At 64.4% G+C, this 25,113-nt stretch carries 22 protein-coding genes; 17 read left to right on the forward strand and 5 right to left on the reverse strand.

All coding sequences use genetic code 11. From position 1 onward, the window contains the following. Positions 1 to 4: 4 nt before the first annotated feature. The 12 genes from tssI to INR38_RS25750 all read left to right on the forward strand — a co-directional run bounded on the left by tssI (position 5) and on the right by INR38_RS25750 (position 15,310). Complete coding sequence (tssI, locus tag INR38_RS25695; protein ID WP_207476007.1) at positions 5 to 2,314, forward strand: type VI secretion system tip protein VgrG; 2,310 nt, start codon at positions 5 to 7, stop codon at positions 2,312 to 2,314. 51 nt (positions 2,315 to 2,365) lie between these two features. Continuing rightward, positions 2,366 to 2,845 (forward strand): hypothetical protein, encoded by a 480-nt coding sequence (locus INR38_RS25700; RefSeq protein ID WP_207444262.1) that lies wholly within the window; start codon positions 2,366 to 2,368, stop codon positions 2,843 to 2,845. A gap of 70 nt (positions 2,846 to 2,915) precedes the next feature. Next, positions 2,916 to 4,277 (forward strand): hypothetical protein, encoded by a 1,362-nt coding sequence (locus INR38_RS25705; RefSeq protein WP_242699192.1) that lies wholly within the window; start codon positions 2,916 to 2,918, stop codon positions 4,275 to 4,277. Beyond that, complete coding sequence (locus tag INR38_RS25710) at positions 4,274 to 5,395, forward strand: DUF2169 domain-containing protein (protein WP_207444261.1); 1,122 nt, start codon at positions 4,274 to 4,276, stop codon at positions 5,393 to 5,395. Before INR38_RS25705 ends, INR38_RS25710 begins: the two co-directional genes overlap by 4 nt. An 8-nt stretch (positions 5,396 to 5,403) precedes the next feature. Next, the gene (locus INR38_RS25715; protein ID WP_207444260.1) at positions 5,404 to 6,585 is read left to right on the forward strand and encodes a hypothetical protein; all 1,182 of its coding nucleotides are present in this window, start codon (positions 5,404 to 5,406) and stop codon (positions 6,583 to 6,585) included. A gap of 5 nt (positions 6,586 to 6,590) precedes the next feature. Continuing rightward, entirely contained in the window at positions 6,591 to 11,279 is a 4,689-nt protein-coding gene (locus INR38_RS25720; protein ID WP_207444259.1) for an RHS repeat-associated core domain-containing protein, read from the forward strand. A gap of 1 nt (position 11,280) precedes the next feature. Continuing rightward, positions 11,281 to 11,640 carry a hypothetical protein gene (locus INR38_RS25725; protein WP_207444258.1) on the forward strand — a complete coding sequence of 120 codons (360 nt, stop codon included), beginning with the start codon at positions 11,281 to 11,283 and terminating at the stop codon, positions 11,638 to 11,640. A 265-nt stretch (positions 11,641 to 11,905) separates the two neighbouring features. Next, positions 11,906 to 12,541 carry an RHS domain-containing protein gene (locus INR38_RS28840; protein WP_347566771.1) on the forward strand — a complete coding sequence of 212 codons (636 nt, stop codon included), beginning with the start codon at positions 11,906 to 11,908 and terminating at the stop codon, positions 12,539 to 12,541. Then, a complete protein-coding gene (locus INR38_RS25735; RefSeq protein ID WP_207444257.1) occupies positions 12,538 to 13,116 on the forward strand; it encodes a hypothetical protein in 579 nt (192 codons plus the stop codon). Before INR38_RS28840 ends, INR38_RS25735 begins: the two co-directional genes overlap by 4 nt. Before the next feature lie 60 nt (positions 13,117 to 13,176). Then, positions 13,177 to 13,596, forward strand: coding sequence for a hypothetical protein (locus INR38_RS25740; RefSeq protein ID WP_232245182.1), 420 nt, complete (start codon positions 13,177 to 13,179; stop codon positions 13,594 to 13,596). A 13-nt stretch (positions 13,597 to 13,609) separates the two neighbouring features. Continuing rightward, positions 13,610 to 14,479, forward strand: a complete 870-nt coding sequence (locus INR38_RS25745) for a hypothetical protein (protein WP_207444255.1) — start codon at positions 13,610 to 13,612, stop codon at positions 14,477 to 14,479. 117 nt (positions 14,480 to 14,596) lie between these two features. Next, positions 14,597 to 15,310, forward strand: a complete 714-nt coding sequence (locus INR38_RS25750) for a hypothetical protein (protein ID WP_207444254.1) — start codon at positions 14,597 to 14,599, stop codon at positions 15,308 to 15,310. A gap of 40 nt (positions 15,311 to 15,350) precedes the next feature. Here the strand turns inward: INR38_RS25750 and INR38_RS25755 are convergent, their stop codons facing one another. The 5 genes from INR38_RS25755 to INR38_RS25775 all read right to left on the reverse strand — a co-directional run bounded on the left by INR38_RS25755 (position 15,351) and on the right by INR38_RS25775 (position 20,838). Then, positions 15,351 to 16,016 carry an ABC transporter permease subunit gene (locus tag INR38_RS25755; protein WP_207444253.1) on the reverse strand — a complete coding sequence of 222 codons (666 nt, stop codon included), beginning with the start codon at positions 16,014 to 16,016 and terminating at the stop codon, positions 15,351 to 15,353. Positions 16,017 to 16,042: 26 nt separating this feature from the next. Further along, entirely contained in the window at positions 16,043 to 16,783 is a 741-nt protein-coding gene (gene modA / locus INR38_RS25760; RefSeq protein ID WP_207444252.1) for a molybdate ABC transporter substrate-binding protein, read from the reverse strand. 194 nt (positions 16,784 to 16,977) lie between these two features. Next, positions 16,978 to 17,706 (reverse strand): DUF4198 domain-containing protein, encoded by a 729-nt coding sequence (locus tag INR38_RS25765; protein WP_207444251.1) that lies wholly within the window; start codon positions 17,704 to 17,706, stop codon positions 16,978 to 16,980. Between the two features lie 194 nt (positions 17,707 to 17,900). Then, the gene (locus tag INR38_RS25770; protein ID WP_207444250.1) at positions 17,901 to 19,817 is read right to left on the reverse strand and encodes an AMP-binding protein; all 1,917 of its coding nucleotides are present in this window, start codon (positions 19,815 to 19,817) and stop codon (positions 17,901 to 17,903) included. A 4-nt stretch (positions 19,818 to 19,821) separates the two neighbouring features. Then, positions 19,822 to 20,838: a tripartite tricarboxylate transporter substrate binding protein gene (locus INR38_RS25775; protein ID WP_207444249.1), complete on the reverse strand. Its 1,017-nt coding sequence runs from the start codon at positions 20,836 to 20,838 to the stop codon at positions 19,822 to 19,824. 123 nt (positions 20,839 to 20,961) lie between these two features. Between INR38_RS25775 and INR38_RS25780 the strand changes: the two genes are divergently transcribed. The 5 genes from INR38_RS25780 (at position 20,962) to INR38_RS25800 (ending at position 25,108) form a co-directional block, all read left to right on the forward strand. Continuing rightward, positions 20,962 to 21,912 (forward strand): LysR family transcriptional regulator, encoded by a 951-nt coding sequence (locus INR38_RS25780; RefSeq protein WP_207444248.1) that lies wholly within the window; start codon positions 20,962 to 20,964, stop codon positions 21,910 to 21,912. A 55-nt stretch (positions 21,913 to 21,967) separates the two neighbouring features. After that, positions 21,968 to 22,549, forward strand: a complete 582-nt coding sequence (locus tag INR38_RS25785) for a TetR/AcrR family transcriptional regulator (RefSeq protein WP_207444247.1) — start codon at positions 21,968 to 21,970, stop codon at positions 22,547 to 22,549. Positions 22,550 to 22,664: 115 nt separating this feature from the next. Then, complete coding sequence (locus INR38_RS25790; RefSeq protein WP_043823061.1) at positions 22,665 to 23,765, forward strand: alkene reductase; 1,101 nt, start codon at positions 22,665 to 22,667, stop codon at positions 23,763 to 23,765. Positions 23,766 to 23,843: 78 nt separating this feature from the next. Then, positions 23,844 to 24,476 carry an NAD-dependent dehydratase gene (locus INR38_RS25795; RefSeq protein WP_207444246.1) on the forward strand — a complete coding sequence of 211 codons (633 nt, stop codon included), beginning with the start codon at positions 23,844 to 23,846 and terminating at the stop codon, positions 24,474 to 24,476. Between the two features lie 47 nt (positions 24,477 to 24,523). After that, a complete protein-coding gene (locus INR38_RS25800) occupies positions 24,524 to 25,108 on the forward strand; it encodes a flavin reductase family protein (RefSeq protein ID WP_207444245.1) in 585 nt (194 codons plus the stop codon). The last annotated feature ends 5 nt before the right edge of the window (positions 25,109 to 25,113 follow it).

A 25,113-nucleotide genomic window follows, 5' to 3' on the forward strand; every position in this document is an offset into this window, starting at 1 on the left:
CACCATGACACGCAGAGTCACCATCAACACCCCCCTGGCAGACCAGCTGCAGCTGCGCCGGCTGCAGGGTCGCGAGGAAATCAGCCATCTGTTCGCCCTGGAGATCGACCTGCTCAGCGAAAGCGACAGCATCGATCCCAAGGCCCTGCTGGGCAAGGGCGCCACCGTGGTGGTGGAGACCCAGGACGGCGGCAAACGCTACATCGATGGTTTGGTCACGGCGTTTGGCATGCGCGGCCAGGACGAGCACCGCAACTTCCTGTACCGCGCGCGCCTGTCGCCCTGGCTGTGGCTGGCCACGCGCCGCAGCGACTTTCGCATCTTCCAGAACAAGACCGTGCCGGACATCATCAACGAGGTCCTGGGCATCTACGGCCACCCCATGCAGCAGCGCCTGACGCGCTCCTACCGCACCTGGGAGTACTGCGTGCAGTACAACGAGACGGACTTCCAGTTCGTCTCGCGCCTCATGGAGCACGAGGGCATCTGCTACTACCACCAGCACAGCGCGGGCCAGCATGTGCTGACATTGGGCGACGACATCGTCGCCTCGCACGACCCGCTGCAGGGCGGCGCCGTCATCCCCTTCCACCCGCCCGGCAAGGCCGCCGTGGCGCGCGAGGAATGCATACACGCCTGGGAACTGCACCAGCGCGTCAAGCCCGGCCGGCACTACAACGACGACTACGACTTCAAGAAGCCCCGCGCCGAGCTGTCCAACATGCGCCGCAACCCGCCCGGCCATGCACACGACGCCTACGAAATCTACGAATGGCCGGGCGGCTACACCGAGACCGGCGACGGCGAGGACTACATCCGCGTGCGCCTGCAGCAAAGCCTCACGCGCCAGAGCACGGTGCAGGGCAGCTCCAACCACCGCGCCATGGCGCCGGGCTACACCTTCACGCTGGACAACTACCCGCGCGGCGACCAGAACCAGGCCTACCTGGTCACGGCCGTGGACTACGCCTTCGAAGAAAACCCGCGCGTCAGCGACGGAGGCAGCGGCGAGGGCTCGACACAGAAATTCGTGCTCCAGGCCCAGCCCACCAGCCTGCCCTTCAAACCCGAGCGCATCACCGCCAAACCACGCACCACGGGCCCGCAGACCGCCGTCGTCGTCGGCCCCGCAGGCGAAGAGATCTGGTGCGACCAGTACGGCCGCGTCAAGGTGCAGTTCCACTGGGACCGCATCGGCGGCATGAACGAGAACTCCAGCTGCTGGATGCGCGTGGCCACCAGCTGGGCCGGGCCGGGCTTTGGCGCGGTGCACATCCCGCGCATCGGCATGGAAGTCATCGTGGACTTCCTCAACGGCGACCCGGACTACCCCATCGTCATGGGTTGCGTCTACAACGCCTCCAACATGCCGCCCTGGGCGCTGCCGGCCAACGCCACGCAATCGGGCATCAAGACCAGATCCAGCAAGGGCGGCGCACCGGGCGCGGGCATGAAGAACGGCCAGGGCGACGCCAACGCCATCCGCTTCGAGGACAAGGCGGGCGCCGAACAGCTGTGGCTGCATGCGCAAAAGGACCAGCTCACCGAAGTCGAGAACGACGAGGACAAATGGGTGGGCAACGACCGGCGCAAGACCATCGACCGGGATGAAACCAACGTCATCCACCGCGACCGCACCGAGACCGTGGACCGCGACGAGACCATCACCGTGCACAACAACCGCACGGAGCGGGTGGACCACAACGAGAAGATCAGCATTGGCGACAACCGCAATGAGGATGTCGGCATCGACGAGAACATCTCCATCGGCAAGAACCGCAGCAAGACCATAGGCCGCAACGAGAAGGACAAGATCGGGAACAACTGGTCGATCAAGGTGGGCAAGATGAAGACCGAGACCATCGGCATCGCCTACATGCAGAACGTGGGCGTGGGGCGCATGGAAAACGTCGGCGTCGCCTACAACCTAAACGTGGGCGCCATCATGGCCACCATCGTGGGCAGCACCCAGACCACGAGCGTGGGCAGCAGTCAGTCCACCAGCGTGGGCAGCACCAAGACGACCACGGTCGGCACCACGTACTCGCTGACCGTTGGAGGTGGCGGCGGTGGCGGATCGTCGGCAGGTGGGGGCGGTCTGGCCAGCAACGTGGTTGCGCCGTCCGACAGCGGCTCGGGTGGTGGCGGCGGCGGCTCAAACATCACCATGGACGCGCAAAGCGTCGCCATCACCGTGGGCAGCAGCAGCCTTGTGCTCAAGGCCGACGGAACCATCACCGTCAACGGCAACAGCATCCAGCTCATCGGTGCCAACGACGTCACGACCTCCTCCGGCGGTATCCATGAAAACTGATTCACATCCCCGCCACGGCCGCCCTCACCCCAATTTCCCAGGAGCACATCCATGACCGCACTGCAACGCCCAGCGCAGGCGCAATCTACCGACATGGCCTCGGGCTTGCAGCCCGCGGAGGTCCTGAATCCCCAGCAGGAGGACGGCAGTATCGCCATCCAATGTCTGGGGCAGCAATGGCAGGCCGTTGCCTCCACCCACCTGCCCAGGCTGGTGAGCGGGCAAAACGTGCTGGTCGCCATGCCGGCTCCAGAGCCAGGGCAGCAAGATCTTGCCCCCTTGATCGTCGCCGCCTGGCCTGCAGCGGGTGCGCCCGCCTGCCCGCCCTGGGAATTTGACCGCGCCAGCGGCGCGCTCAGCCTGCGCGTGGCCAGCCTGGAGCTGGAAGCCGTGCAAAGCGTGCTGGTCCACTGCGCCGACACGCGCCTGCAGTTCACCCGCGATGGGCAGGTGCAGGTCCGGGGCCAGACCATCACGGCCGCCGCCGTCGAAACCCACCGCATTGAAGGCGGCTCCATCGAACTGAATTGACCAGGCCGCCGAAGGCAACGCTCTCAGCGAACGCGGAATGCCCGCACGCCCTTTCCTTCGCCTCGACCGCATGAACACGCCAACCATTCTTTCCCGCGCCAATGCCGCCCCGCCGCTGCCCGGAATGCTGTCGCGCCAACTGGCCACGGCCATCCGCGCCTATGGCCGCCGGGCGCCCCTGCTTCGTACCGAACACACCCTCAGAGCCCTGAAGGCCACAGACCAGCGGCTGGACATGCTGATGGCAGCCTGCCGCTACTACGGCGGCACCGCAGCCCAGGACGAAGCTGCTGCCTCCCATGCACAGGCCCTGCCCACTGACCGTGCCGGCGCGGTGCTTGTCCGCATCGCCCTTTCCGAAGCCCACGAGGCAGATGCCACGCAGCGCCTTGCCTTGATTGCGCAATTGCTCCAGGAGCAGCCCGTTGCCGTGCGTGATGGCCTGTGGTTCCATGCCGCCGACGACACCTGCGGCCTGCTGCTGTCATCCAGCGACGACCGCTTGCTGGCCCTGGGGGTGGAACTGGCGGGCCTGCTGGCATTGCCAATCCACCTGGACGCGGTACACGCAGCGGCCAAACGTGGCGCTGACACTGAAGCCTGCCTGCTGGCCTGCGCACGCATGGGCCAATTGCCCGATCAGGCCGCGCCCCGGCTGGCCGCAGTGCTGCAAGGCTACGACCTGGCGCTGCAACGCCGTGCGTTGGAGGTCCTGTGCGTAGCCGGTGGCGGCCTGCTGCAGCGGGAGCTTGCGCGTTATATAGAACGCCTCACTGCCAACGACGGCCCCACGGAAGCCTCCCACCCCGGACTCTGGGCCTCGGCCGCAGACACTGCCATGGCACTGTGGACTGCCCGCCAGCCCGAGCAGGCACTTGCCGCAGTCACGCAAGGCCTGCGCCTTCCTCCCGACACAGTGCTGCGCGCCGTGGCGCTGGCCGGCCGTCTGCCAGCGCTGCTGCCCACCCTGCGCTTTATCGAGCAGCAAGACAGGCCTGTCACGCCGGCCGAACGCGATCTGCTGCGGCTGGTATTCGGCAAGGTGCCAGGCGAACTCACCCACACGCATGGCCAGGCGCCCGCGCGCATCGCCGCACTGCGCGCCCTGGCCTGCGAGGTCTTTTGCGCCAATGGCTGCCAGGGGCTGGAGCCCGGGCATATCAGCGACTGGACAGACCCCGCGCTCAAGGAGCGCCTCTGGGCGCTGGACGGTATCCGCCTGCGCGCCGGACAGCCATTGCACACGCTGCTGCCGCTGGAAGAAGCCTTCGATGTAGGCCACAGCCTGCGCCGTTGGCTCTATGTGGAGCACGCTGCCAACACCGGCCGGCCGTTCCCCCTGTCGCACGAAGACCATGCCCAACGGCAGATGACTGCGGTAGAGACGATCCAGCTCATCAGCAGCCTGGAAGACAAAGCGGCGGCGCCATGAACTGCAGCATCGTCAACAACACCCCGTTTGCCGCCCAGGCCTTTCCCCATATGGACGCGCAGGGCAAGCACATGCTGGCCCTCGTTGCCAAGGGAACCTGGGAACTGGCGGCCAGCGCCACGGGCATTCCAAGGCTGCGGCCTGCCGAGCGCCAGCGTTCCATTCATCGTGCCGGCGTGCTGCGCCCTCTGGGCAGCCTTGCAAAGGACGAAATCCAGGCGGCCGTGCTGCAGCCGCGTGCCCAGCAGCCCTGGATGGTCTGTGAACCGGAGCATGTACCGCCCAAGCCGTGGTTTGACCTGCTGCTCGACGCCTGTGCCGTATCGCCGAACGGGCGCCCGGCCTCCAGCATCGACGTCGCCGTGGACTATGCAAGCCAGGGGCGCCAGCACCGCCTGGCCGCACTGCGGGCGTTCAGCCCGCGCCTGTGGCTCAAGGACTTCGGCCAGCTGTCGGCCAAGGAACTGGGGCCGTCACTTCGCATCCCCTTGCTGCGGCCCTTTGCCTTTGGCGGGCAGACCCTGGATGCCAAGGACAACGTGCTCGTGGACGAACGCAACCCAGACGGCATGGGTTTCTACGGCACGGCAGCGCAGGCGGCCTCGTCTCCCCTGCCATGGATGCAAGCACTGGACAGGCCCATCAAGCACTGGGACGACACCGTACCGGACCAGGCCCTTGGCCTGGGCCTGGTACCGCCCCACCACCAGCCACGTCGCGGCTTGCAAGGCAGCTTTGACGATGCCTGGCGCCAAAGCCGTGCCCCGCTGCTGCCTCTGGACCACGATTTGCGCCACCGCAACGCTGCCCCCGAGTCGCTGCAGCTTCCTCATCCGCCGCTTGCCGGCGACGTGCTGACTCTGCACCACATGGGCGATGAACCGCTGCTGCGCTTTGTGTGGCCGCGCGTGGCGCTTGTGGCGCAGGCAGAAACAGCCGGCGGCACCCTTTTGCCTCCGCAGGAACTGCGGTGGGACACGCTGGCGGTAGACACGGAGCAGGCCGATGCCTCACTGCTGTGGCGCGCACTGCTGCCCCTGCCCGCACAGGAACGCATCGCCGTGGTCCATCTCACGGCCCATGAAAACGCACCCGCTGCCATCGCAGCCCAGCAATGACTTCCCGCATGTCTGCATCGAACACGACACCCCACTCTCACGGCCTGTGGCGCATCCAGCATGCCGGGGCAGTCACCTGCATAGGGACCAGCGCCTGGCAGTCCGCCGCTTCCTGGGCCGGAATGCAAAAGCGCATGCGCAAGCTCGTCGTGGCCGCCGTCAGCCCGCACCCCGTCACCATCGCACCCTGTCCAGAAATCACTGAAAGCGCGCAGGACACGCCACGCCTTGCCAAGCTGCTGGGCGCCGCGTTGGCCGACCTGGTGGCGGACCTGCAGGCCCGGCCCGCCAACGACACAGTGGCGCTGCCCCGCCGCATCCTGCTCGCAGTGCCCCAACGTCTATCCGCGGACGATGCCACTGCGCTGTGGCGCCAGACGCTGGCTGCACTGGAACGCTGGGCAGGCCCGCAGGCATCAGCCCCCCTGATCGACATACCGTGCACGCCCGTATTCGGCGGTCATGGCGCAGGCTATGCCGCCTTGCAGAGCCTGGGCACGCCCACCTCAGCCAATGACCATGCCCTGCTGTTGGCCGTAGACAGCCTGCTGGACGAAACCACCCTCGTACAAGCCCATGCCCAGTCAGCCCTGTTGACAGACAGCCGCCCTCACGGGCGCATCTCCGGTGAAGCTGCTGCCGCCCTGCTGCTGCGGGCCGCAGCAGACACGTACTACCGGGATGACCGCCATCTGGTGCTCCACGCACCCGCGCTGGCACGCGGCGCAGGGCCCCACAGGCTGCCGCAGCAGCAGGCGGATGCAGCGCCGCTTGCCCAGGTTCTGCGCGGCGCCCTGAACGGCGCTGGCTGGAAAGAGGAGCACGTTGGCTGTGCCGTCTCTGATTTCGACGGATCGGACTGGCGAGCAGCCATCCAGATCATGGCCAGAGCCAGATTGGACGGAAGCTTCCAGCCCGACACCTGGGAACCTGCCGCCATGACCGGCCAGGTCGGCGCCGCCACCGGCCCTTTGCACTGGGCCCTGGCCGCCCAGCGCCTTCGCCACGATGCACGCCCGCCCAACTCCATCCTCAGTTGGGCGCTGGATGAAGGCGAGGAAGTGGCCGCCGTGGCACTGGAACGCACCATCCGCATCCAGTCCACTAGCAACGCACACCCCATCCACAGCGGCAACGGCGCGGCAACGCAGACCTTCTCGGCCCGCTTTCTGCAAAGCAAGGAGTCCTGAACACCATGGGCACGCACATCTTCAGCGGCGGCGATGGCGCCATCACCCAGACAGCCAACGCCTGGACCTTTGACCCGGCCACCCCGGTCCACCTCAAGCCCAAGGGCGACCCCGGCGTGGCCTGGCACTCCAACAACAGCAGCGCCATCAAGGTTCCGCTGGGCACCGTCAAGGAATACGGCACCGACATGGCCAACCGCTACGGCGCCATGGATACCGGCAAGCACGATCCGGTCAGTGTCATCGTGGGCCTGTTCACCAAGGTCAAGGACCACGTCAACCAGCACGTCACCTACGTCAAGTCTGTCGTCCATGAAGCGGGCGAAATGGTGGTCAACGGCGTCACCACGCTGACCAATGCCATCCTGATCAAACTGGCGCCTGAAACCGCCAAGATGATCGAGAACGGCGGCAAGATCCTCAAAGGCCTGGAAGCCCGCCACTTCGGGGCAGCAGCCGAAGCCGAAGCCCAGGCGGTGATGGAAATGCTAAAGGACCCCGAAACGTACATGGGGCTTGCCGTATCCGTCGCAGCAACGGCCGTTCAAGGCGTGCCCGTGCTGGGTCAAGCCGCAGGAGGAGCCGTGCTGGTCAATCGGGCCGTAGGCACCGGACAGGCAGCGGTACAGGCTGCAGAAGAAATTCGCAACATCACTGCCAACTGGGGATCAGAAATGACGCCCGCACAGCTGGAGAATGCCCGCATGCAGCTTGCCCGTTGGCTGATGGGCAGCGGCGCCGCCCTGCTGGCGGCCCTGGCTGGCAAACGCTACAAGCGCAAAACCCAAAGTGAGGGCAGCAACGACAAGCACCCCACCACCGAGCACAGCGACACCAAGAAGCCCGATGGCAAGGGCCCCTGCTCGCAGTGCGCCACACGTTTTCCCGTCATCCTTTCCACCGGCCAGAAGCACCTGGACGAAACCGATTTCACCCTGGCAGGCCCCATCCCCATCGTCTGGCGGCGCCGCTACATCTCGGGCCTTGCCGAAGAAAGCCCCTGGGGCCGGGGCTGGAGTCATGAATTCACGCAGGAACTGCGCCTGTCGGCCGATGGTTGCGTGCTGGCAGACGACACAGGCCTGTACGTCACATTGCCCTCCCTGGCCGTGGGAGCCGAGCATTTCGACATCTATGAAAAGTTCACGCTCAGCCACCCCGCACCCGACCTCTGGGCCATCACCTACAAGGAAGGCCTGTCCCGCCTCTTCCGCCGCGAAGCGCCCGAGCAATGGCGCCTGCCGCTGGCGGCGCTCCAGGACCGCGACGGCAACATCGTTCAGTTGCACTGGAAATACGCCGTGGGCTCGGACGAACCCGCCACAACGCAGACCTGGAGTGCACGCTACGCCGCAGGCCAGGGTGCTGCCCCTGCCACACAGGGCAAGCCACCCGCGCCCTTTGCCCGCCCCCTGCTCGCTGGCCTGAGCGACACCGCAGGCCGCCGCCTGCACCTGCACTGGAGCGCGCCAGACACACTACCGCTGGATGCCTTTGCCGGCGCACGCCTGACTGCCGTGGTCCTGCATACCCCGGAGCACGCCCCGCAGACCCTGGCCCAGTACGCCTACGACGCCCAGGGCCAGCTCATCTCCACCCGCCACGGCAGCCAGCCCTACCGCCAATACGCCTGGCGCTCCGGCGTGCTGGTGGGCTACCGCAAATCCAGCGGGCATCGCTACTTCGCCCAGTACGACATCGAAGGACCCCAAGGCCGCGTGCTGCGCTCCTGGTGCGCCGACACGCCGGTGCCCGGCCAGGACGACGACCGCTTCACCTACCTGCCCCATGAGCGTGTCACGCGCCACACCGACGGCCTGGGCCGCACCACCGCCTACCACTGGGATGCGCGCTTCAACATCATTGCCACCGTCATCGCGGAAGGCACACCCGAACAGATCATCGAGCAGACCCCCACCGATGCCACCGGCGCCTCCACAGGCCGCATAGACCCCCTGGGCCGCCGCACCACCCTGCGCCGCGATGCACGCGGCAACCTGGTCCAGATCATCGACGCCATGGGCCATGCCACCACGCTGGAATACAACCCGCTGGACCTGGTCACCACGCTGCGCGACGCCCTGGGCCATGAATGGCAACAGGAATACGACAGCCGGGGCCACCTTGTGCAGGCCACCGACCCCTTGGGCCGCACCACACGCTACCGCCATGACGCCCGGGGCCGCACCGTGGAAGTCATTGACGCCAAGGGAGGCTCCAAGCACCTGGCCTGGGATGAGGCCGACCGCCTTGTGGCCTACACCGACTGCTCGGGCCAGACCACGCGCTTCGCCTACGACGCCCTGGGCCAGCCCGTGCTGCGCACCGATGCGCTGGGCCAGCAGACCCGCTACGAATACAACGACGCAGGCCAGCTGATACGCGTCATCGAACCATCTGCCCCGTCAGCTCAAGGCCATCAGCCCGCAGAGTCCACCCACCTCTACGCCTGGAACGGCGAAGGCCACCTGCTGGCCTACACCGACCCCATGGGCCAGAGCACCCGCTACACCTACGACGGCATGGGCCGCCCGCTCACCCGGATTGACGCCGCAGGCCGCAGCCTCACCTACCACTACGACCAAGCCGGCCGCCTCATTGCCCTGGACAACGAGAACCACGCCCGCACCCACTTCCGCTACGACCTGCGCGACCAGCTCACCGACGAAGTCGGCTTCGACGGCCGCTGGCAGCGCTACATCTACAACGCCGCCGGTGAACTGACCCACGTCATCGAGGCCGGTGGCAGCGACGCCGGGCCCGGCAAGGTCACCTGCTTCGAGCGCGACGCCCTGGGCCGTCTGCTGGCCAAGCGCGCCCTGGGCCACACCGGCCCCGTGGAAGAAACCACCTACCGCTACGACACCCTGGGCCGCCTGACCCAGGCCGGCAACGCCGCCTCCCACCTGGCCTTTGCCTATGACCCCGTGGGTCAGTTGCTCAGCGAGACCCAGACCCTGCAGGCTCTCGGCAATGCCACAGGCCAGGCCCGCCAGAAACTGCAGCGTAGCCTTTCGCACGGCTACGACGAACTGGGCAACCGCACCCACACCCGCATGCCTGATGGCCGCACCCTGCACTGGCTGTTCTATGGCTCGGGCCACCTGCACCAGATCAACATCTCTGCGGCGCAAGGCCCTGACCAGCCTCCGGCCGCGCACCAGGTCATCGCCGACATGGAACGCGACGCCCTGCACCGCGAAGTGCGCCGCACCCAGGGTGCCCTGTCCAGCCGCTACGACTGGGACCCTGCCGGGCGTCTGCTGCGCCACCGCGCCGCGCTGCAAGGCAGCGGCCACGTGATCCGGCCCGGCAGCCCCAACGCCACGCTGGAGCGCGGCTACGCCTACGACGCAGCAGGCCAGCTCATCGCCCGTGCCGACTCCCTGCGCGGCCGCCAGGACTTCCGCTACGACCCCACGGGCCGCATCCTCGCCAGCCTGCCCGCACAAGGCAGCCCGCTGGCCCGCGAACTGTTTGCCTTCGACCCCGCCGGCAACCTGCTGGACTCCATCCCCGGCAAAGACGGCCAGCCCGTGGAAACCACCCTGGGCGTTGTCGGTGATAACCGCCTGCGCTTCTACCAGGACCTGCACTTTGAATACGACGTGCACGGCAACGTCACAAAGCGCACCCGGGGCAACCAGAAGGCCGGCACCCAGGAAGTGCTGGACCTGACCTGGAACGCAGACCACCAGCTCATCGAATCGAACACCACGCGCCACGGAGTCACCCAGGCCACCCGCTACGCCTACGACCCCCTGGGCCGGCGCGTCTCCAAGAGCGATGCCTTCGGCAGCACCCACTACCTGTGGGATGGTGACCTCATGGTGCACAGCCAACGCGGTGCAAGGCAGGCGCTCTATATCTACGAGCCGGGGAGCTTTGTGCCACTGGCCACCATTCAGGGAGCGGGCGAGGAACACAGCACCTACTGGTACCAGTGCGACCAGATCGGCGCCCCGCTGGAGCTGACCGACGAACAAGGCCAGGTGGCCTGGGCGGCGGACTACAAGGTCTGGGGCGAGGCGGTCATGCGCAGCGTGTTGAGGACCGGCACCGATGATCGGCCGATCAGCGCGCGGGCTTGGGGTTCAAAGCCCGCAGCATCACCTCAACCACCGCCCGTTGAGCAACCCTTCAGGTTTCAGGGACAGCAGTTTGATGAGGAGACGGGGCTGCACTACAACCGGTTTCGGTACTACGATCCGGTGGTTGGTAAGTTTATATCTCAAGATCCAATCAGATTTTTAGGCGATCATAATTTTTATACGTTTGCACCGAACACCACAGAATGGATTGATCCTCTAGGTCTAGTTAACTCTTGTGCCACAGGCTCATACAAAACCGTTGGTGGTCACCATGTTCATGCGAAAGCTGCCTGGAATGATCTATCAAATTACAAACAAATAATGAATGATATGTTCTGCCTTGGCAATGATTGGATGAAAAACAATGGCATAGATCATGACAAAATTACCGCTTGCCAACGTCGAGAGTTTGATAGACTTAGTTGTGATTGCAAATCTGGGAAGTCAAAAAACACCATATCGGAGCATACAAAAATCGCTGTAGAATGTCTTAAAGAAGGTGGTGCAGATGAGAAAACCGCAAGATCACTGGCTGCGCAGAGCTTGAGAAAACTTAGAAGTCTTGGCGCTACTACACCGAGCAGAATTCCTTGGAATAAATAATATGCAAGATTCAACACTAGATAAATTTGGCGAAGACATTATTCACACAGTTAGAGACTCATCTATAGAAAGAGTCACCGACTGTGCAAACGGGAAATATAAAACAGATGAAGCAAAGAGGTTGCAAGAATTTTATGCATCACTTTCAGAAAATCAGAAATCTCATTTTGATTTCCTAATCGCTTTCGCAGTCGACTCTGCTTTATTCAGAATTCTACGAATGGCAGAACAAGAAGTCATTGGAATAAGCTATCAAGGAGTTGAAGATATATCAGAAATAAGTGACGGATTAACTGGCGAAATTTATGGCAATAATGGCTGGATTAAAAAATACAGTAAATTCATAAATTCAATGGAATAAATTTCAAATACGCTATCGATATATAGAGCAATGACGCAAAAATTGACGCTGCGGCAACCTTTTGTGCAAGACGAAAATCGAATCCCAATACTCAAGCAGTTTATATTTATGATCTAAAATTCCATAATACATCCGTATATACGGCCACACGGGCCGCATCCTCGCCAGCCTGCCCGCACAAGGCAGCCCGCTGGCCCGCGAACTGTTTGCCTTCGACCCCGCCGGCAACCTGCTGGACTCCATCCCCGGCAAAGACGGCCAGCCCGTGGAAACCACCCTGGGCGTTGTCGGTGATAACCGCCTGCGCTTCTACCAGGACCTGCACTTTGAATACGACGTGCACGGCAACGTCACAAAGCGCACCCGGGGCAACCAGAAGGCCGGCACCCAGGAAGTGCTGGACCTGACCTGGAACGCAGACCACCAGCTCATCGAATCGAACACCACGCGCCACGGAGTCACCCAGGCCACCCGCTACGCCTACGACCCCCTGGGCCGGCGCGTCTCCAAGAGCGATGCCTTCGGCAGCACCCACTACCTGTGGGATGGTGACCTCATGGTGCACAGCCAACGCGGTGCAAGGCAGGCGCTCTATATCTACGAGCCGGGGAGCTTTGTGCCGCTGGCCACCGTGCAGGGCGCGGGCGAAGAGCACAGCACCTACTGGTACCAATGCGACCAGATCGGCGCCCCGCTCGAGTTGACCGACGAACAAGGCCAAGGGGTCTTGGCCGCACCACGGCCTACTCTTGGTCTACTGGTCGTGGCATCTCACTGTGGGACTGAACATCTTAAGAATCAGAGCCGATTGCCTAACCTTCTTTGCCGCCACACGATACCCTTTGCAAAAGGAAAATGTATTATTGAAGTCCATACAGTTGGATACATAGCCCAATTATGACAATCGATTACCCAAATATAAGCATTATTTTAAACAAATATTTATTTGGAGAAATATGTCTGAATGTTGAAACATTGGCAACGGTGCCAGAAAGCATAGAAGACCTGGCATCCACGGGATTTTCCAGAGAGGGAGATCCGAATGACCATGAATTATTCGAGAAATATTATTCCATAGTTAATAGAAACCATGGAATCAACTTCAAGATATACACTCTCAAAGGGAAAATATGGGGTAGCGGCCTTGATTTCCATGGATTCAGGTTATCCACCATCCTTAAGATGATTAATAAGCCAGCCAACATGAGATTGTTCCTTGACAGCAAAAACTCCGATGGCGCACTCATCATTAATGATCTATGCGTTTGTAGATTTTCATATCACAAGGAAAACGCTCTAGCTCTTACATTTGAAACCAATGCCGCAATAATCGATGATATGAAAAACAGAAAAATCTCCACCAAGGCTGTTGAAAATGACTTCGCTGAAATATCTGCAGTACTGGCGAGAAGGAGTAACAGGAAGCTTAGAAAAATAAAACAAATATTAGTAGCCACGGGCCATATATTGAAATAATTTCCACCAATGGTTCTACAATCTTTATTTAAGATCCAGACATGGCAGCTGCCCATTCATATGAATACAACCCAAAATTTTCATCCACTAAATCTGGAGACCGCAGAGAAATACATCCGCTTGCTGGCGACCGCATTCTTTCACCAAGATCTGAAAACCCTTGAAGCCCACTTCGGTATCAGCCCACTGCAAATGGATGAGGCTTTTGAAGCATTGGAAAATTATCTCGGCAAAGACGATTTCACCTCGCTTGCACCTCCTCCAATAGGTAGCCAGATTATTCTGGAAGAAGATGAAATTTGTGCCGACGATGAAAATTCCTCAATCAGGGTCTATCGATTGAATTACGGAGGCTGGGGCTACGAGATGGATGTTTTCAGGCAAGACAAGAGGTGCGATCTGACCATGCGTGGCGAACTGCCTGGAGATTTCGGCAAAAATCCGCACAGCATCAAATTTCATCTGTTTGAAGTCATGTGATTTTGTCCCGACCATGCGCACCATCCCTGAACTCGCCAGCCCCCAATCCTGGCAATCCACCCTGCCCTCCCGCCGCGAAAAGATTTGCCAAGCCATTCTGGAGGGGCTGCCGCGCGGCTTCGAGTTCGCCAAACCATTCGTCTCTACAGAGCCTGCTGAGGGCGCGGCATGGGAGGTTCCCTGCTTTTACGACGCGCAGCATGAGTCAACGCTGACCCTGGTCCTGGGCGGCGATTTCACCTACGGGGCAACGGCGCAGCGGCTGGCGACGTTGCGCGATTCGATTCCTGCGGAGGACTGGTCCTTGATTGCGCCGGTGGTCCATGCAGCGCAGGAGGGTCCCGTGCATGTGCCCGCATTTCTGATGGGCCGCTTTCCCACGTTCGAGTGGGTGATTGAAGAGCATGTGGAGCTGTGCGATGGGCTGGAGCGGCCTGATTTCTACAGCGAGGACGGGCCGTTTCCCGCCTATGTCACGCAAGAGGAAGCGCAACGCTTTTTGGCCGCCACAGGCTATCGCCTGCCTTGGGACCATGAGTGGGAGTACGTTGCGAAGGCGGGCGCGGAGCGGCTGTATGTGTGCGGGGACGCGGTTCCCCAGCGCGATCTGTCCGGTGATGTGTGCCTGACGCAGTTTGGCGATGGGCAGCTCAACCGCGCGGCCGCCAATCCCTGGGGAATGGCGGCGTTGGCGGTGGCCACGTTCACCCGGCTGCTGGCCAGTCCGCACGAGTGGCGCATCCGTGGCGGTGCGGCGGCGTTCTATCCGTTTCAGCATCCCATGCAGCAGGCCATGCTGCTGACGGAGCTTCAGCTGCCGCTGGCCAACATGCCCGGGCAGATGGCGGGTCTGCGTCTGTGCCTCGATGTGCCAGCCATATAAGGGCATATAGGGTCATATGGGGCCATATGGGGTAAATCCGTGCACAGCCGTTGTTGTGGCGCTCCTTGCACAGCAATGTTCTGGTGGCGTCATTTTTCGGCCTTAGGATGGCGGGCCATGCGCAATTCCCACCCACTTTGGACGGCAGCAGCCCTGGGCCTGGCAGCCTGTCTCGGCACCAGCCCGGCCCACTCGGCTCGCCCCATGATCACGGACGATGCCCGCATCGTCGATGCCAAGTCCTGCCAGCTGGAAAGTTGGGTCAAGTCCAGGAAGGACAGCACGGAGTTCTGGGCGCAGCCGGCCTGCAATTTCACGGGCAATCTGGAGCTGACGCTGGGCGCGGCACGCACGCGAGAGGACGGCAGCAGCCGGACCACGGATGTGGTGATCCAGGGCAAGACCCTGTTCAAGGAACTGCAGCCCAATGGCTGGGGCTGGGGCCTGGCCGTGGGCAATGCGCGGCATCCGAATGACGAGGGCCAGGGCCGGGGGGATCTGTACGCCTATGTGCCCGTCACGTTCTCGCTGCGCGATGACCGGCTGTTCTTCCACACCAACGTGGGCTGGCTGCGCACGGCGCAGGCGCATCGCAACCTCATGACCTGGGGCCTGGCCACCGAGGCCCAATTGAGCCAGAGCACCTGGCTGATTGCCGAGACATTCGGCCAGAACCAGGGCAAGCCCTTCTACCAGATGGGCCTGCGCTACTGGCTGGTGCCTGGACATGTGCAGATCGATGCCACCTACGGCAATCGCGCAGGCAGCAGCACGCAGGAGCGGTGGTTTTCCATCGGCTTGCGGCTGCTGTCCTCACCGTTCCTGCCCTGAGTCCTTTCCAGCTTGCGCCCTGCCCGGCCCTGCCCTCTGCTCACAGCGCGCCAAACCGCCTGAGCACCATGAAGGCCGCCATGGCCAGCACGCCCAGCAGCACAGAGAGCTGATTGGCGCAGGCCAGATTGCCATCCAATACGTTGTTGTAGATGGCCAGTGACAGGGTTTCCGTCCGGCCGATGATGTTGCCGCCCAGCATGAGCGACAGGCCGACCTCGCCCAACGCACGGCCCCCCGACAGGATCAGGCCGGCCGCAATGCCGCGCCGGGCCAGCGGCATCTCGATGCGCCAGAACACCGACCAGGGGCGGTGCCCCAGCATGGCCGCCGCCTCCAGCAGGCGTGGCGAAGTGCCTGCAAAGGCGGCCTGCGTGGGCTTGACCATGAGCGGCAACCCGGCAATGAAGGCCGCAATGACCAGGCCCGTTTGCGAAAACACGATGTCGGGCCGCAGCACGGCCGGCAGCATCTGGGTGACAAGCCCTTGCCGGCCCAGCAGCACCAGCAGGCCATAGCCCAGCACGATGGGCGGAAACACCAGCGGCAGGCTGACCAGTGCATCGACCAGCTGGCGCCCCGCAAACCGGCGCCGCGCCAGCAGCCAGCCCAGGCCCGTGCCCACCAGCAATTGCAGCATCAGGCTCCAGGCAATGACATGCGCGGTCAGGGCCAGCGGCGCCTGGGCGCAAACGGAGGCGGTCATGGACTGTCAGTTGCCAGGGTGGCCCATCAAAGGCCGTGCCGCTCCAGCACCTGGCGGGCCTGCGGAGTGGCGATGAAGTCCAGCAGCGCCTGCAGTTGCGGCGATGAGGCGCGGCCCTTGAGAACGGCCAGGCTCAGTTCGATGGGCGGATGGCAGCTGGCCGCCACCGGCACGCTGGCGCCCACGCGGTCTTTCAGGGCCAGGGCCTCGGTCTTGTTGACGAAGCCTGCATCCACCTCGCCGGTGGTCACATAGGCGCTGACCTGGGGCACCGTGGCCACTTCGACCAGGCGTTCGCCCAGCGTCTGCGCCAGGCCCAGGCGCTCCAGGCAGATGCGCGCTGCGTTGCCGTATACGGCCTTGCTGCGGTCGGCGATGGCAATGCGCTTGAATTCGGGCCTGGCCAGGTCCTGCACGCTTTCCAGGCGCTGGCCGCGCGAGGCCACCAGCACCAGCTGGCCCTGGCCCAGCGTGATGTAGCGCTCGGCCAGTTGCATGGGCTCGACAAAGGCGCGGTCGCCGATCAGCACGGCGATCTCGGGGTTCTGGCGGGCCTGCGTCTCGATCTTCTTCATGTTGCCAAAGCTGGCCTCGGCGCGAATGCCCGTGGCCTGGCTGAAGGCCTGCAGCAGTTCCAGCACGGGCTTGCGGTAGCCGGCGCCAGCGGCCAGCAGCAGGCCTTCATCGGCATGGGCCAGACTGGCCGAGCCAGCCAACAACAGCGCCAGGAGCGGCGCCAGGCCGCGGGACCGTATGCGTTTGAACATGGATTTCCTCCTCTAGAACGCGGCGTTGAAGCCCACGCCCCTCTCTTTACGAAATATTCAATCGTATACGACGAATCCCGCACCCACCCATGTGTTCCTACTGCAGCGTCCATAAAAAAGCCTCCATGCATGAGGCATGGAGGCCGGCAGGCATGGCTGCCTGCGTCTCGGGCCAAGGTGTTTGGCCGCAGCGCTTACTTGTTGGGCTTGGCCGCAGGGCCGGCAGCGATGGGCGCCACGCCTTCGGGCTTGACGTAGGTGACCGAGGTCACATAGTGCACACCGTCGTATTTTTCTGCACCGTTCGGGCCGGTGCGCTCACCGCCGCTGCGCTCGTCGTGCGTGGCTTCGGCCACGTAGATGCCCTTCCAGGGCATGTCGAACTGCACCAGGCCCTGCTCGTCGGCATGGGCTTCCTTGCTCCAGCCCGATTGCACGGTCAGCACGACCTTGGCCTTGGGCAGGGGCTGGCCCTTGTAGATGACCTTGAACTCGCCGGCCTTGCCCGAGGGCACGACATCCAGCGTGAGGCGCGGGGCCTGGGCGGCAAAGCCGGTGATCAGGCGCGCAGCCGGGTGGTACCAGTTGCGCAGTTCCTGCTCGCCCTTCTTGCTGGTGTACAGCGGGTAGCCGGCATCCTCGGCCACGATGCTGTCGCCCTGGGCGGCCTTGAAGGGCAGCGCAAAGCCGGTGCCGGTCTTGCGGCCATCGGCCGCCTTCTCGCCCTGGGCAGACACCAGGGTGGCCACGGGCTTGCCGAACTTGTCGAGCAGGCCCGGCGATGTCTCGCGCAGGTTGTCGCCGAATTCGCCAAAGCGGATCACGGCGGTTTCGCCGGCCGGCTGTTCCAGCCAGATCTGGTGGGCCTGGCTGGCGCCGCTGGCGGCCAGGAGTGCGGAGACAAGAATCCAGTGTTTCTTCATTGCAGCTTCCTCAAAGGACAAAAAAACAGCCATCGGCGCCACAACGGGCCGACGGCATGAACGTGCTTGGGGAGTGGGGTGCGGCCGCATGGCGCCGCATTGGTTATTGAATGCGAATGGTTTGCATTCTATGCGCATTGCACACCGCCCCGGCGCAGTTCACCAGGTGGCTGCAATGGGGTCCGGCCCAGCGTTCAGGCGGCATCCTCGATGCGCACCGGCTCGCCCGTGAAGGCCAACTCCTCGGCGGCCTGCTCCCAAGGGCTCCGGTCAGCCGCCCTGGCCGGGCGCAGCACAAAGCCCTCGCCTTCCGCGTGCGTGGTGCTGGCCGCGGGCGGCAGCGGCAGGCCCATGCGCTCATGCGCCTGGGCCACGAGGGTGCGGGCGTAGATTTCTGCGGCCATGCTGCGCAGGCGCGGCTTGTAGACCTTGCCCACGTTGGTGGTGGGCAGCGCATCGATGATGCGCACATAGCGCGGGCGCGCAGGCGCTTCGTCCACGCCGGCTGCGGCAAAGGCCAGCAGTTCGGTCTCATCGGCCTGGGCGCCGGGGTGGAGCGCGACAAAGGCCACAGGCACCTCGCCCGCATAGGCATCGGGTGCGCCCACGGCGGCGCAGGCCTTGGCGGCGGGATGGCGCTCCAGCGCCTGCTCTATCACTTGCGGATCGATGTTGTGGCCGCTGCGGATGATGACGTCCTTGGAACGCCCGCGCAGCCGCAGCAGGCCATCGTCGCCGACCGAGCCCAGGTCGCCCGTGATCAGCCAGCCGTCATCGGTGAGGTAGCTGGACGGCGCGATGCCGCCCAGGTAGCCGGAAAACAGGTTGGGCGACTGGAACACCACCATGCCGGTTTCGCCGGGCGCGGCTTCCTGGTCCGATGGCCTGCCGTCCGGCCCCATGCGGCGCACGGCCAGGCGCGCAAACGGCAGGCGCAGGCCCACATGGCCGGCCGCCGCGTGCAGGCCGGGCGGCGTGATGGTGGAGATGCCCGTCATCTCGGTCATGCCCAGGCTCTCGTGCACATGGAAACCGCTGTGCGCCTTGAAGCGCGCCGCCACCTCGGGCGACAGCGGCGCGGCGCCCGTGCGGAAGTAGCGAATGGAGGACACATCGGCCCCCTGCAGCGGCACCTCCACCAGCGCGGCCAGCACCGTGGGCACGGCCGACATCAGCGTGGGCTTCCACTGCGCCGCCATGCGCCAGAAGCCGGCAATCACGGCCTTGTTGCGGAACAGACCGGTGGTCGGAATGATGACGTGGGCCCCGGCCGAGAAGCAGGCCAGCGAGCCCGGCAGCACGCCCGCCACATGGAACAGCGGATAGCCGTTGATGGTGCGGTCGGCCGTGTTCAGGCCCTGCATCTGCACGCTGGCCCAGGCGGTGTAGACCTGGGCGCCATGCGTCTGCACGGCGATCTTGGGCGCACCCGTGGTGCCCCCGGTATGAAAGTAGGCCGCCACGTCGCCGGCCTGGGGCTGGCGCCCGCTCACCAGCCGGTCGGAGGGCTGGGCGGCCAGGGCGGCATGCAGATCGCTGGCGGGCCAGCGCTGTCTATCTCCTTGGGGAACCCGGCCTTCATGCGAGACCCAGAGCACATGCGCCAGGTCCGCATCCAGCGCCGTGACTTTCTCGCGGATGCCGGCATCGTCCTCGTCCGCCCAGGCGATCAGAAAGCGCGCGCCCGTGGTCCGCATCAGGGCAGAGATCTTCTCGGCACTCAGCAGCGGATTGATGGGCTGCACGATGCCCGCCGCCTCACCGCCCCACAGCGCAAAGTGGTACTCCATGCAGCCGGGCAGCAGGGTGGCCACCGTGTCGCTGGCGCCCATGCCCAGCGCATGCAGGGCGTTGGCCGTCTGGTGGATCTTGCCCAGCAGTTCGGCATAGCTCAGGTGCCGGGCGTCATGAACGCTGCCGGCCTGGGGCAGAAAGCTCAGCGCCCTGCCCTGGCCGTGCTCACGCGCGGAGTTGCAAAAGAGGTCGTAGACCGTTTGCGCCGTGATCAGCCCGGCCATGGGCTGGCTTTCGATGGCCTCCACATCGGCCAGGGAGCGCACGGCCCGCAGGGGCCGGAACATGGATTGCGCAGGAATAGGACTCATGGCCATGGGCTCACTCCGCGCCCAGGCCGTTGGTGCGCACCACCTCGCCCCAGCGCGTGTAGTCGCTGCGGATCAGGGCCTCGGTGTCCTGGGGGTTGAGGTAGGCGGCCGTCACGCCGATCTTCTCGAAACGGTCGCGCACCTCGTCGGTGGCCAGCAGCTGGCGCGAGGTGGCGCTGAGTTTGTCGATGATGGCGCGCGGCGTGTCCCTGGGTGCCACCAGCCCGCCCCAGGACGATGCCTCATAGCCGCCAAAGCCCTGCTCGGCCATGGTCTGCACGCCGTCCAGCGCCTTCACGCGCTGCGGCGTGCCCACCGCCAGCGCCTTCAGCCGGCCACTGCGGATATGGGGCAGCGCAGACACCATGTCCGCATAGATCACCGGCACCACGCCGCCCAGCGTGTCGTTCATGGCGGGCGCGCTGCCCTTGTAGGCCACGTGTTGCATGGTGTGCAGCTTGGCGGATTTCATCAGTTCCATGCTCAGGTGGCCCGAGCTGCCCGCCCCGGAGCTGGTGTAGTCCAGCGTGGCGGGCTGCGCCTTGGCGTACTGGAACAGCGATTTGAGGTCCGTCACCTTGGGCAGGGACTGCGCATTGACCGCAATCACATTGGGCAGGTCGTAGATCTTGGTGACCGGAGCGAAATCCGTGGCCGGGTGGAACTTGACGTTCTTGAAGAAATGCGGCGCCATGATGGTGGGCGTGACCATCATCATCAGCGTATAGCCGTCAGGCGCTGCCGTGCGGAACTGGCCTGCCGCCACCGCGCCCGATGCGCCGGGCTTGTTCTCTATCACCACGGGCTGGCCCAGCTGGCGCGCCAGCGCCTCGGCGTAGACGCGCGCCGCGCCATCGGTGGGCCCGCCCGGCGGGAAGGGAACGACCAGGCGAATCGGCCTGTCGGGCCAGGCACCGGTATCGGTATTGGCCTGTGCCGCGCCGCACAGCGATGCGAACGCAGCCACGCCGATGGCGCCCAGCGCCATGCCCTTGGCCAACGCCTGTCTTTTTGTGATGCCTGCCATCTTGTCTCCTTGAATGTTTATGTGTTCTGGCTGGCCCATTCTGCCCAGCGCACCCTCTTTGACAATGGCGGCGGCGGTTGACATCATGTCAAACAATATTGACACCCCCTTGGACCGCAACGCATGGATCTCCTGGCATTCAACATCCTTGTCCAGATCATCGAACACGGAAACCTGAGCCAGGCGGCAAAGTTCTTGAACATGTCGCGGGCCAACGTGAGCTACCACCTGGCCCGGCTGGAGAAGTCCCTGGGCGCATCGCTGCTGCGCAGAACGCCCCAGGGCGTGGAGGCCACCGAGGTCGGCCGGCGCATCTACCGCCATGCGCGCAACATCCTCAACGAGACCGAACTGGTGCGCGAACTGGCCCAAAGCAGCACGGACGACATCTCGGGAAAGATCGGGCTGAGCGTGCCCACCGGCTACGGCCACCTGGTCATGGCGCCGTGGCTGATCGAGTTCAAGCGCGCCCATCCGCAGGTGGTGCTGGACATCCGCCTGGAAAACTTCATAGACAACCTGCTCAAGGACAGCGTGGACATCGCCATCCGCGTCATGTCCGACCCGCCGCCCATGCTGGTGGCGCGCGACATGGGGCCGGTGCGCTACAGCCTGTGCGCCTCCAGCGACTGGCTGCGCAGCCACCGCCTGCCGGAGACCCCGTCCGAGCTGTCGCGCACGCCGCTCATCACATCGGGCGGCGAAAGCGGCAAGGTGCGCCTGCAGATTGCGCGGAACGGCCAGCCGCTGGAGGAGCTGGACATCACGCCCACGCTGATGTCGCGCAGCTACCCTTTCCTGTGCGACTGCATCACCGGCGGCCTGGGCGTGGGGCTGGTGCCCGACTACATGGTGCGCCGCCAGGTGGACGATGGCCGCGTCGTGCTGGCCATGCAGGACTACGAGTTCAGCATCAACCAGGGCCGCATGTTCATGCTGTACATGCCCAACCGATTCCAGTCCGGCGCCGCCCGGGCCTTGATCGACTTTCTGAGCGACAGGATGGGCCTTGCGCGCATCATCCGCCCGGGTGACTTGCCCGACACGGCGCAGGCCTTGCGACCGCGGGAATGACGGGGGAACAAAGTTTGTAGACGACTGGTCGGTTTTTGCGTTAGACTTCGATCCCATGAAGAAACCCGCACAGGAAACACGCCAGCACATCCTTGATGTGGCCAAGGCGTTGATGACCCAGAAAGGCTATACGGCCGTCGGCCTGGCCGAGGTCGTCGCGGCTGCGGGCGTGCCCAAGGGCTCCTTCTACTACTACTTCAAGTCCAAGGAAGAGTTCGGCCAGGCCCTGCTGCAGGAGTATTTCGACGAGTACCTGGCCAAGATCGATGCGCTCATGGAGACGCCCGATCCGGCCATCTCCCGGCTGATGACCTACTTCCGCCATTGGACGCAGAACCAGTGCTCGGCCCATGCAGGAGGCCAGTGCCTCGTGGTCAAGCTGGGCCCCGAGGTCTGCGACCTGTCCGACGACATGCGCTCGGTGCTGCGCACCGGCACCGACGCCATCATCACCCGGCTGACCGACTGCGTGCGCGCCGGCCAGGCCGATGGCTCCATCACCTCCACCATGGACGCCCCCACGCTGGCTGAATCGCTGTACCAGCTGTGGCTGGGCGCCTCCCTGCTGTCCAAGCTGGGCCGGCATGAGGAGCCATTTGCCGCAGCCCTTGTGTCCACGAAGCGACTGCTGGGCTGAGCAGGCCTGGCCGCCGCTTTTTATTTGCCTTGTTTGTAGACGACTGGTCAACTTTAAACTCTTCACCTCTTACCCATCCCTCTTCCTTTTTGTTCAACCACCACCACTGCACACCATGACCGACCACAGCCTTCACACCGATCTGTTCTCCCCCACCCAACTGGGGGGCCTGTCGCTCGCCAACCGCTTCGTCATGGCCCCGCTGACCCGCAGCCGCGCCGGTGACGACGGCGTGCCCACCGAACTGCACGCCGCCTACTACGCCCAGCGCGCCAGCGCGGGCCTGTTGATCAGCGAAGCCGTCAACATCTCCGCACAGGGCCGGGGCTACAACCTCACGCCCGGCATCTGGACCGAGGAACAGGTCGCCGGCTGGAAGAAGGTCACCGACGCCGTGCACGCGGCCGGCGGCAAGATCGTGGCCCAGCTGTGGCACGTGGGCCGCTACTCGCACGTGGACCTGCAGCCCGGTGGCGTGGCCCCTGTCGCCCCCTCTGCCATCAAGGCCGAAGGCGTCACCTTCACGCCCAACGGCGTGGCCGAGGTATCCATGCCCCGTGCCCTGGAAACCAGCGAAATCCCCGGCATCGTCGAGCAATACCGCCATGCGGCCGAATGCGCCAAGCGTGCAGGCTTTGACGGCGTGGAAGTGCACTCGGCCAACGGCTACCTGCTCGACCAGTTCCTGCGCGACTCCACCAACCACCGCAGCGACGCCTATGGCGGCAGCATCGAAAACCGCGCCCGCCTGACGCTGGAAGTCACCGACACTGTGGCCAAGGTCTGGGGCGCCGACCGCGTGGGCATCCGCCTGTCACCCGTCACGCCCAACGCCGGCAACACGCCGCTGGACAGCGACGTGATGGCGCTCTACGGCTACCTCATCCCCCAGCTCAACCGCTTCGGCCTGGCCTACCTGCACGTCGTGGAAGGCGCCACCGGCGGCTCGCGCGAACTGCCGCCCGGCGTGGACCTGGACGCGCTGCGCAAGCTCTTTGACGGCGCCTACATGGGCAACAACGGCTATGACCTGGAACTGGCCATGGACCGCCGCGCCAAGGGCCTGATCGACACCGTGGCCATCGGCCGCCCCTTCATCGCCAACCCTGATCTGGTGGCCCGCCTGCGCCACGGCAAGGAGCTGGCCGTGGCCCCGCACGAGGCCTACTACGGCGGCGGTGCCCAGGGCTACACGGACTGGCCAGTGGCCGCCTGAGCCGGCCATCCGCCCCACGATCTGCGGCACACTGGCTGACCTGCGTCCTCATCGAATGACCAAGCGAAAGACCAAGCCATGCAACTGCTGATCGTGGGCGCCACGGGGCTGGTGGGCAGCCAGGTGCTGCACCAGGCCCTGGCCGACAGCCGCATTACCCGCGTCGTGGCCCCGGTACGCCGGGCGCTGCCGGCGCATCCCAGGCTGCTCGCCCCCATCGTCGATTTCGAGCACCTGCTCGAAGACGCCGACTGGTGGCGGGCCGACGCCCTGGTCTGCACCCTGGGAACCACCATCAAGACAGCCGGCAGCCAGCCGGCGTTTCGGCGTGTGGACCATGACTATCCGCTGCTGGCCGCACAGCTGGCGCGGCGCCATGGCACGCCCACCTATGTGCTGAACTCGGCCATGGGCGCCGACGCCGGCTCGCGCATCTTCTACAACCGCGTCAAGGGTGAGCTCGAGCGTGACCTGCAGGCGCAAGGCTTTGCCTCCCTCACCTTCGTGCGCCCCGGCCTGATCAGCGGCCCGCGCACCGAGCACCGCGCGGGTGAGCGCTTCATGGTCGGCGTTCTTGGCGCCCTGGGCCCGCTGCTGCCCCGGCGCTGGCGGCTCAACCCCGCGCACCGCATTGCCCAGGCCTTGATAGAGGCTGCTGTCAACGCCAGGCCCGGCGTCCATATCGTGGGTTCCGAGGCGCTGGCCGAATGAACCCGGCGCCTGCACGCGCAAAAACAGAACCCTTCAGGAACCCCTGCATGAACCCGCATATCGCCCCGGTCGATCTCGCCAAGTCCTACCGGCTGATCAACCACGGCCCCACCGTCCTGGTCTCGGCCCGCCATGGCGGCGTGGACAACGTCATGGCCGCAGCCTGGTGCTGCGCGCTGGACTTTGCGCCTCCGAAGCTCACCGTGGTGCTGGACAAGGCCACGGCCACGCGCGCCCTGGTCGAGCAAAGCGGCATGTTCGTGATCCAGGTGCCCACGGCCGCCCAGTTGCAGCTCACGCACCAGGTCGGCACGCTCAGCCTGTCCACCGATGCCGGCAAGCTCGCCACCAGCGGCGTTCAGCTGTTCGGCATGGAAGGGTTCGACCTGCCCTTCGTGGACGGCTGCGCCAGCTGGCTGGCCTGCAGGCTGATCCCCGAGCCCCACAACCAGCAGGCCTACGACCTGTTCATCGGCGAGATCGTGGGCGCCTGGTCCGACACCCGCGTATTCAGCGACGGCCACTGGCACTTCGAGGACGCCGACCCCGCGCTGCGCAGCCTGCACTACGTGGCGGGTGGGCAGTTTTATGCGATTGGGCAGGCGTTGAACGTGCAGGACGGATCGCCCTGAAACTC

The sequence above is a fragment of the Delftia sp. SD018 genome (assembly GCF_017355445.1).
In the GTDB taxonomy this organism is placed as follows: Bacteria; Pseudomonadota; Gammaproteobacteria; order Burkholderiales; family Burkholderiaceae_C; genus Comamonas; species Comamonas acidovorans.

Bases quoted from the DNA above. Each gene is read 5' to 3' on its own strand.
- tssI (WP_207476007.1), top strand. From the start codon at position 5: ATGACACGCAGAGTCACCATCAACACCCCCCTGGCAGACCAGCTGCAG.
- INR38_RS25700 (WP_207444262.1), top strand. From the start codon at position 2,366: ATGACCGCACTGCAACGCCCAGCGCAGGCGCAATCTACCGACATGGCC.
- INR38_RS25705 (WP_242699192.1), top strand. From the start codon at position 2,916: ATGAACACGCCAACCATTCTTTCCCGCGCCAATGCCGCCCCGCCGCTG.
- INR38_RS25710 (WP_207444261.1), top strand. From the start codon at position 4,274: ATGAACTGCAGCATCGTCAACAACACCCCGTTTGCCGCCCAGGCCTTT.
- INR38_RS25715 (WP_207444260.1), top strand. From the start codon at position 5,404: ATGTCTGCATCGAACACGACACCCCACTCTCACGGCCTGTGGCGCATC.
- INR38_RS25720 (WP_207444259.1), top strand. From the start codon at position 6,591: ATGGGCACGCACATCTTCAGCGGCGGCGATGGCGCCATCACCCAGACA.
- INR38_RS25725 (WP_207444258.1), top strand. From the start codon at position 11,281: ATGCAAGATTCAACACTAGATAAATTTGGCGAAGACATTATTCACACA.
- INR38_RS25735 (WP_207444257.1), top strand. From the start codon at position 12,538: ATGACAATCGATTACCCAAATATAAGCATTATTTTAAACAAATATTTA.
- INR38_RS25740 (WP_232245182.1), top strand. From the start codon at position 13,177: ATGAATACAACCCAAAATTTTCATCCACTAAATCTGGAGACCGCAGAG.
- INR38_RS25745 (WP_207444255.1), top strand. From the start codon at position 13,610: ATGCGCACCATCCCTGAACTCGCCAGCCCCCAATCCTGGCAATCCACC.
- INR38_RS25750 (WP_207444254.1), top strand. From the start codon at position 14,597: ATGCGCAATTCCCACCCACTTTGGACGGCAGCAGCCCTGGGCCTGGCA.
- INR38_RS25755 (WP_207444253.1), bottom strand. From the start codon at position 16,016: ATGACCGCCTCCGTTTGCGCCCAGGCGCCGCTGGCCCTGACCGCGCAT.
- modA (WP_207444252.1), bottom strand. From the start codon at position 16,783: ATGTTCAAACGCATACGGTCCCGCGGCCTGGCGCCGCTCCTGGCGCTG.
- INR38_RS25765 (WP_207444251.1), bottom strand. From the start codon at position 17,706: ATGAAGAAACACTGGATTCTTGTCTCCGCACTCCTGGCCGCCAGCGGC.
- INR38_RS25770 (WP_207444250.1), bottom strand. From the start codon at position 19,817: ATGGCCATGAGTCCTATTCCTGCGCAATCCATGTTCCGGCCCCTGCGG.
- INR38_RS25775 (WP_207444249.1), bottom strand. From the start codon at position 20,838: ATGGCAGGCATCACAAAAAGACAGGCGTTGGCCAAGGGCATGGCGCTG.
- INR38_RS25780 (WP_207444248.1), top strand. From the start codon at position 20,962: ATGGATCTCCTGGCATTCAACATCCTTGTCCAGATCATCGAACACGGA.
- INR38_RS25785 (WP_207444247.1), top strand. From the start codon at position 21,968: ATGAAGAAACCCGCACAGGAAACACGCCAGCACATCCTTGATGTGGCC.
- INR38_RS25790 (WP_043823061.1), top strand. From the start codon at position 22,665: ATGACCGACCACAGCCTTCACACCGATCTGTTCTCCCCCACCCAACTG.
- INR38_RS25795 (WP_207444246.1), top strand. From the start codon at position 23,844: ATGCAACTGCTGATCGTGGGCGCCACGGGGCTGGTGGGCAGCCAGGTG.
- INR38_RS25800 (WP_207444245.1), top strand. From the start codon at position 24,524: ATGAACCCGCATATCGCCCCGGTCGATCTCGCCAAGTCCTACCGGCTG.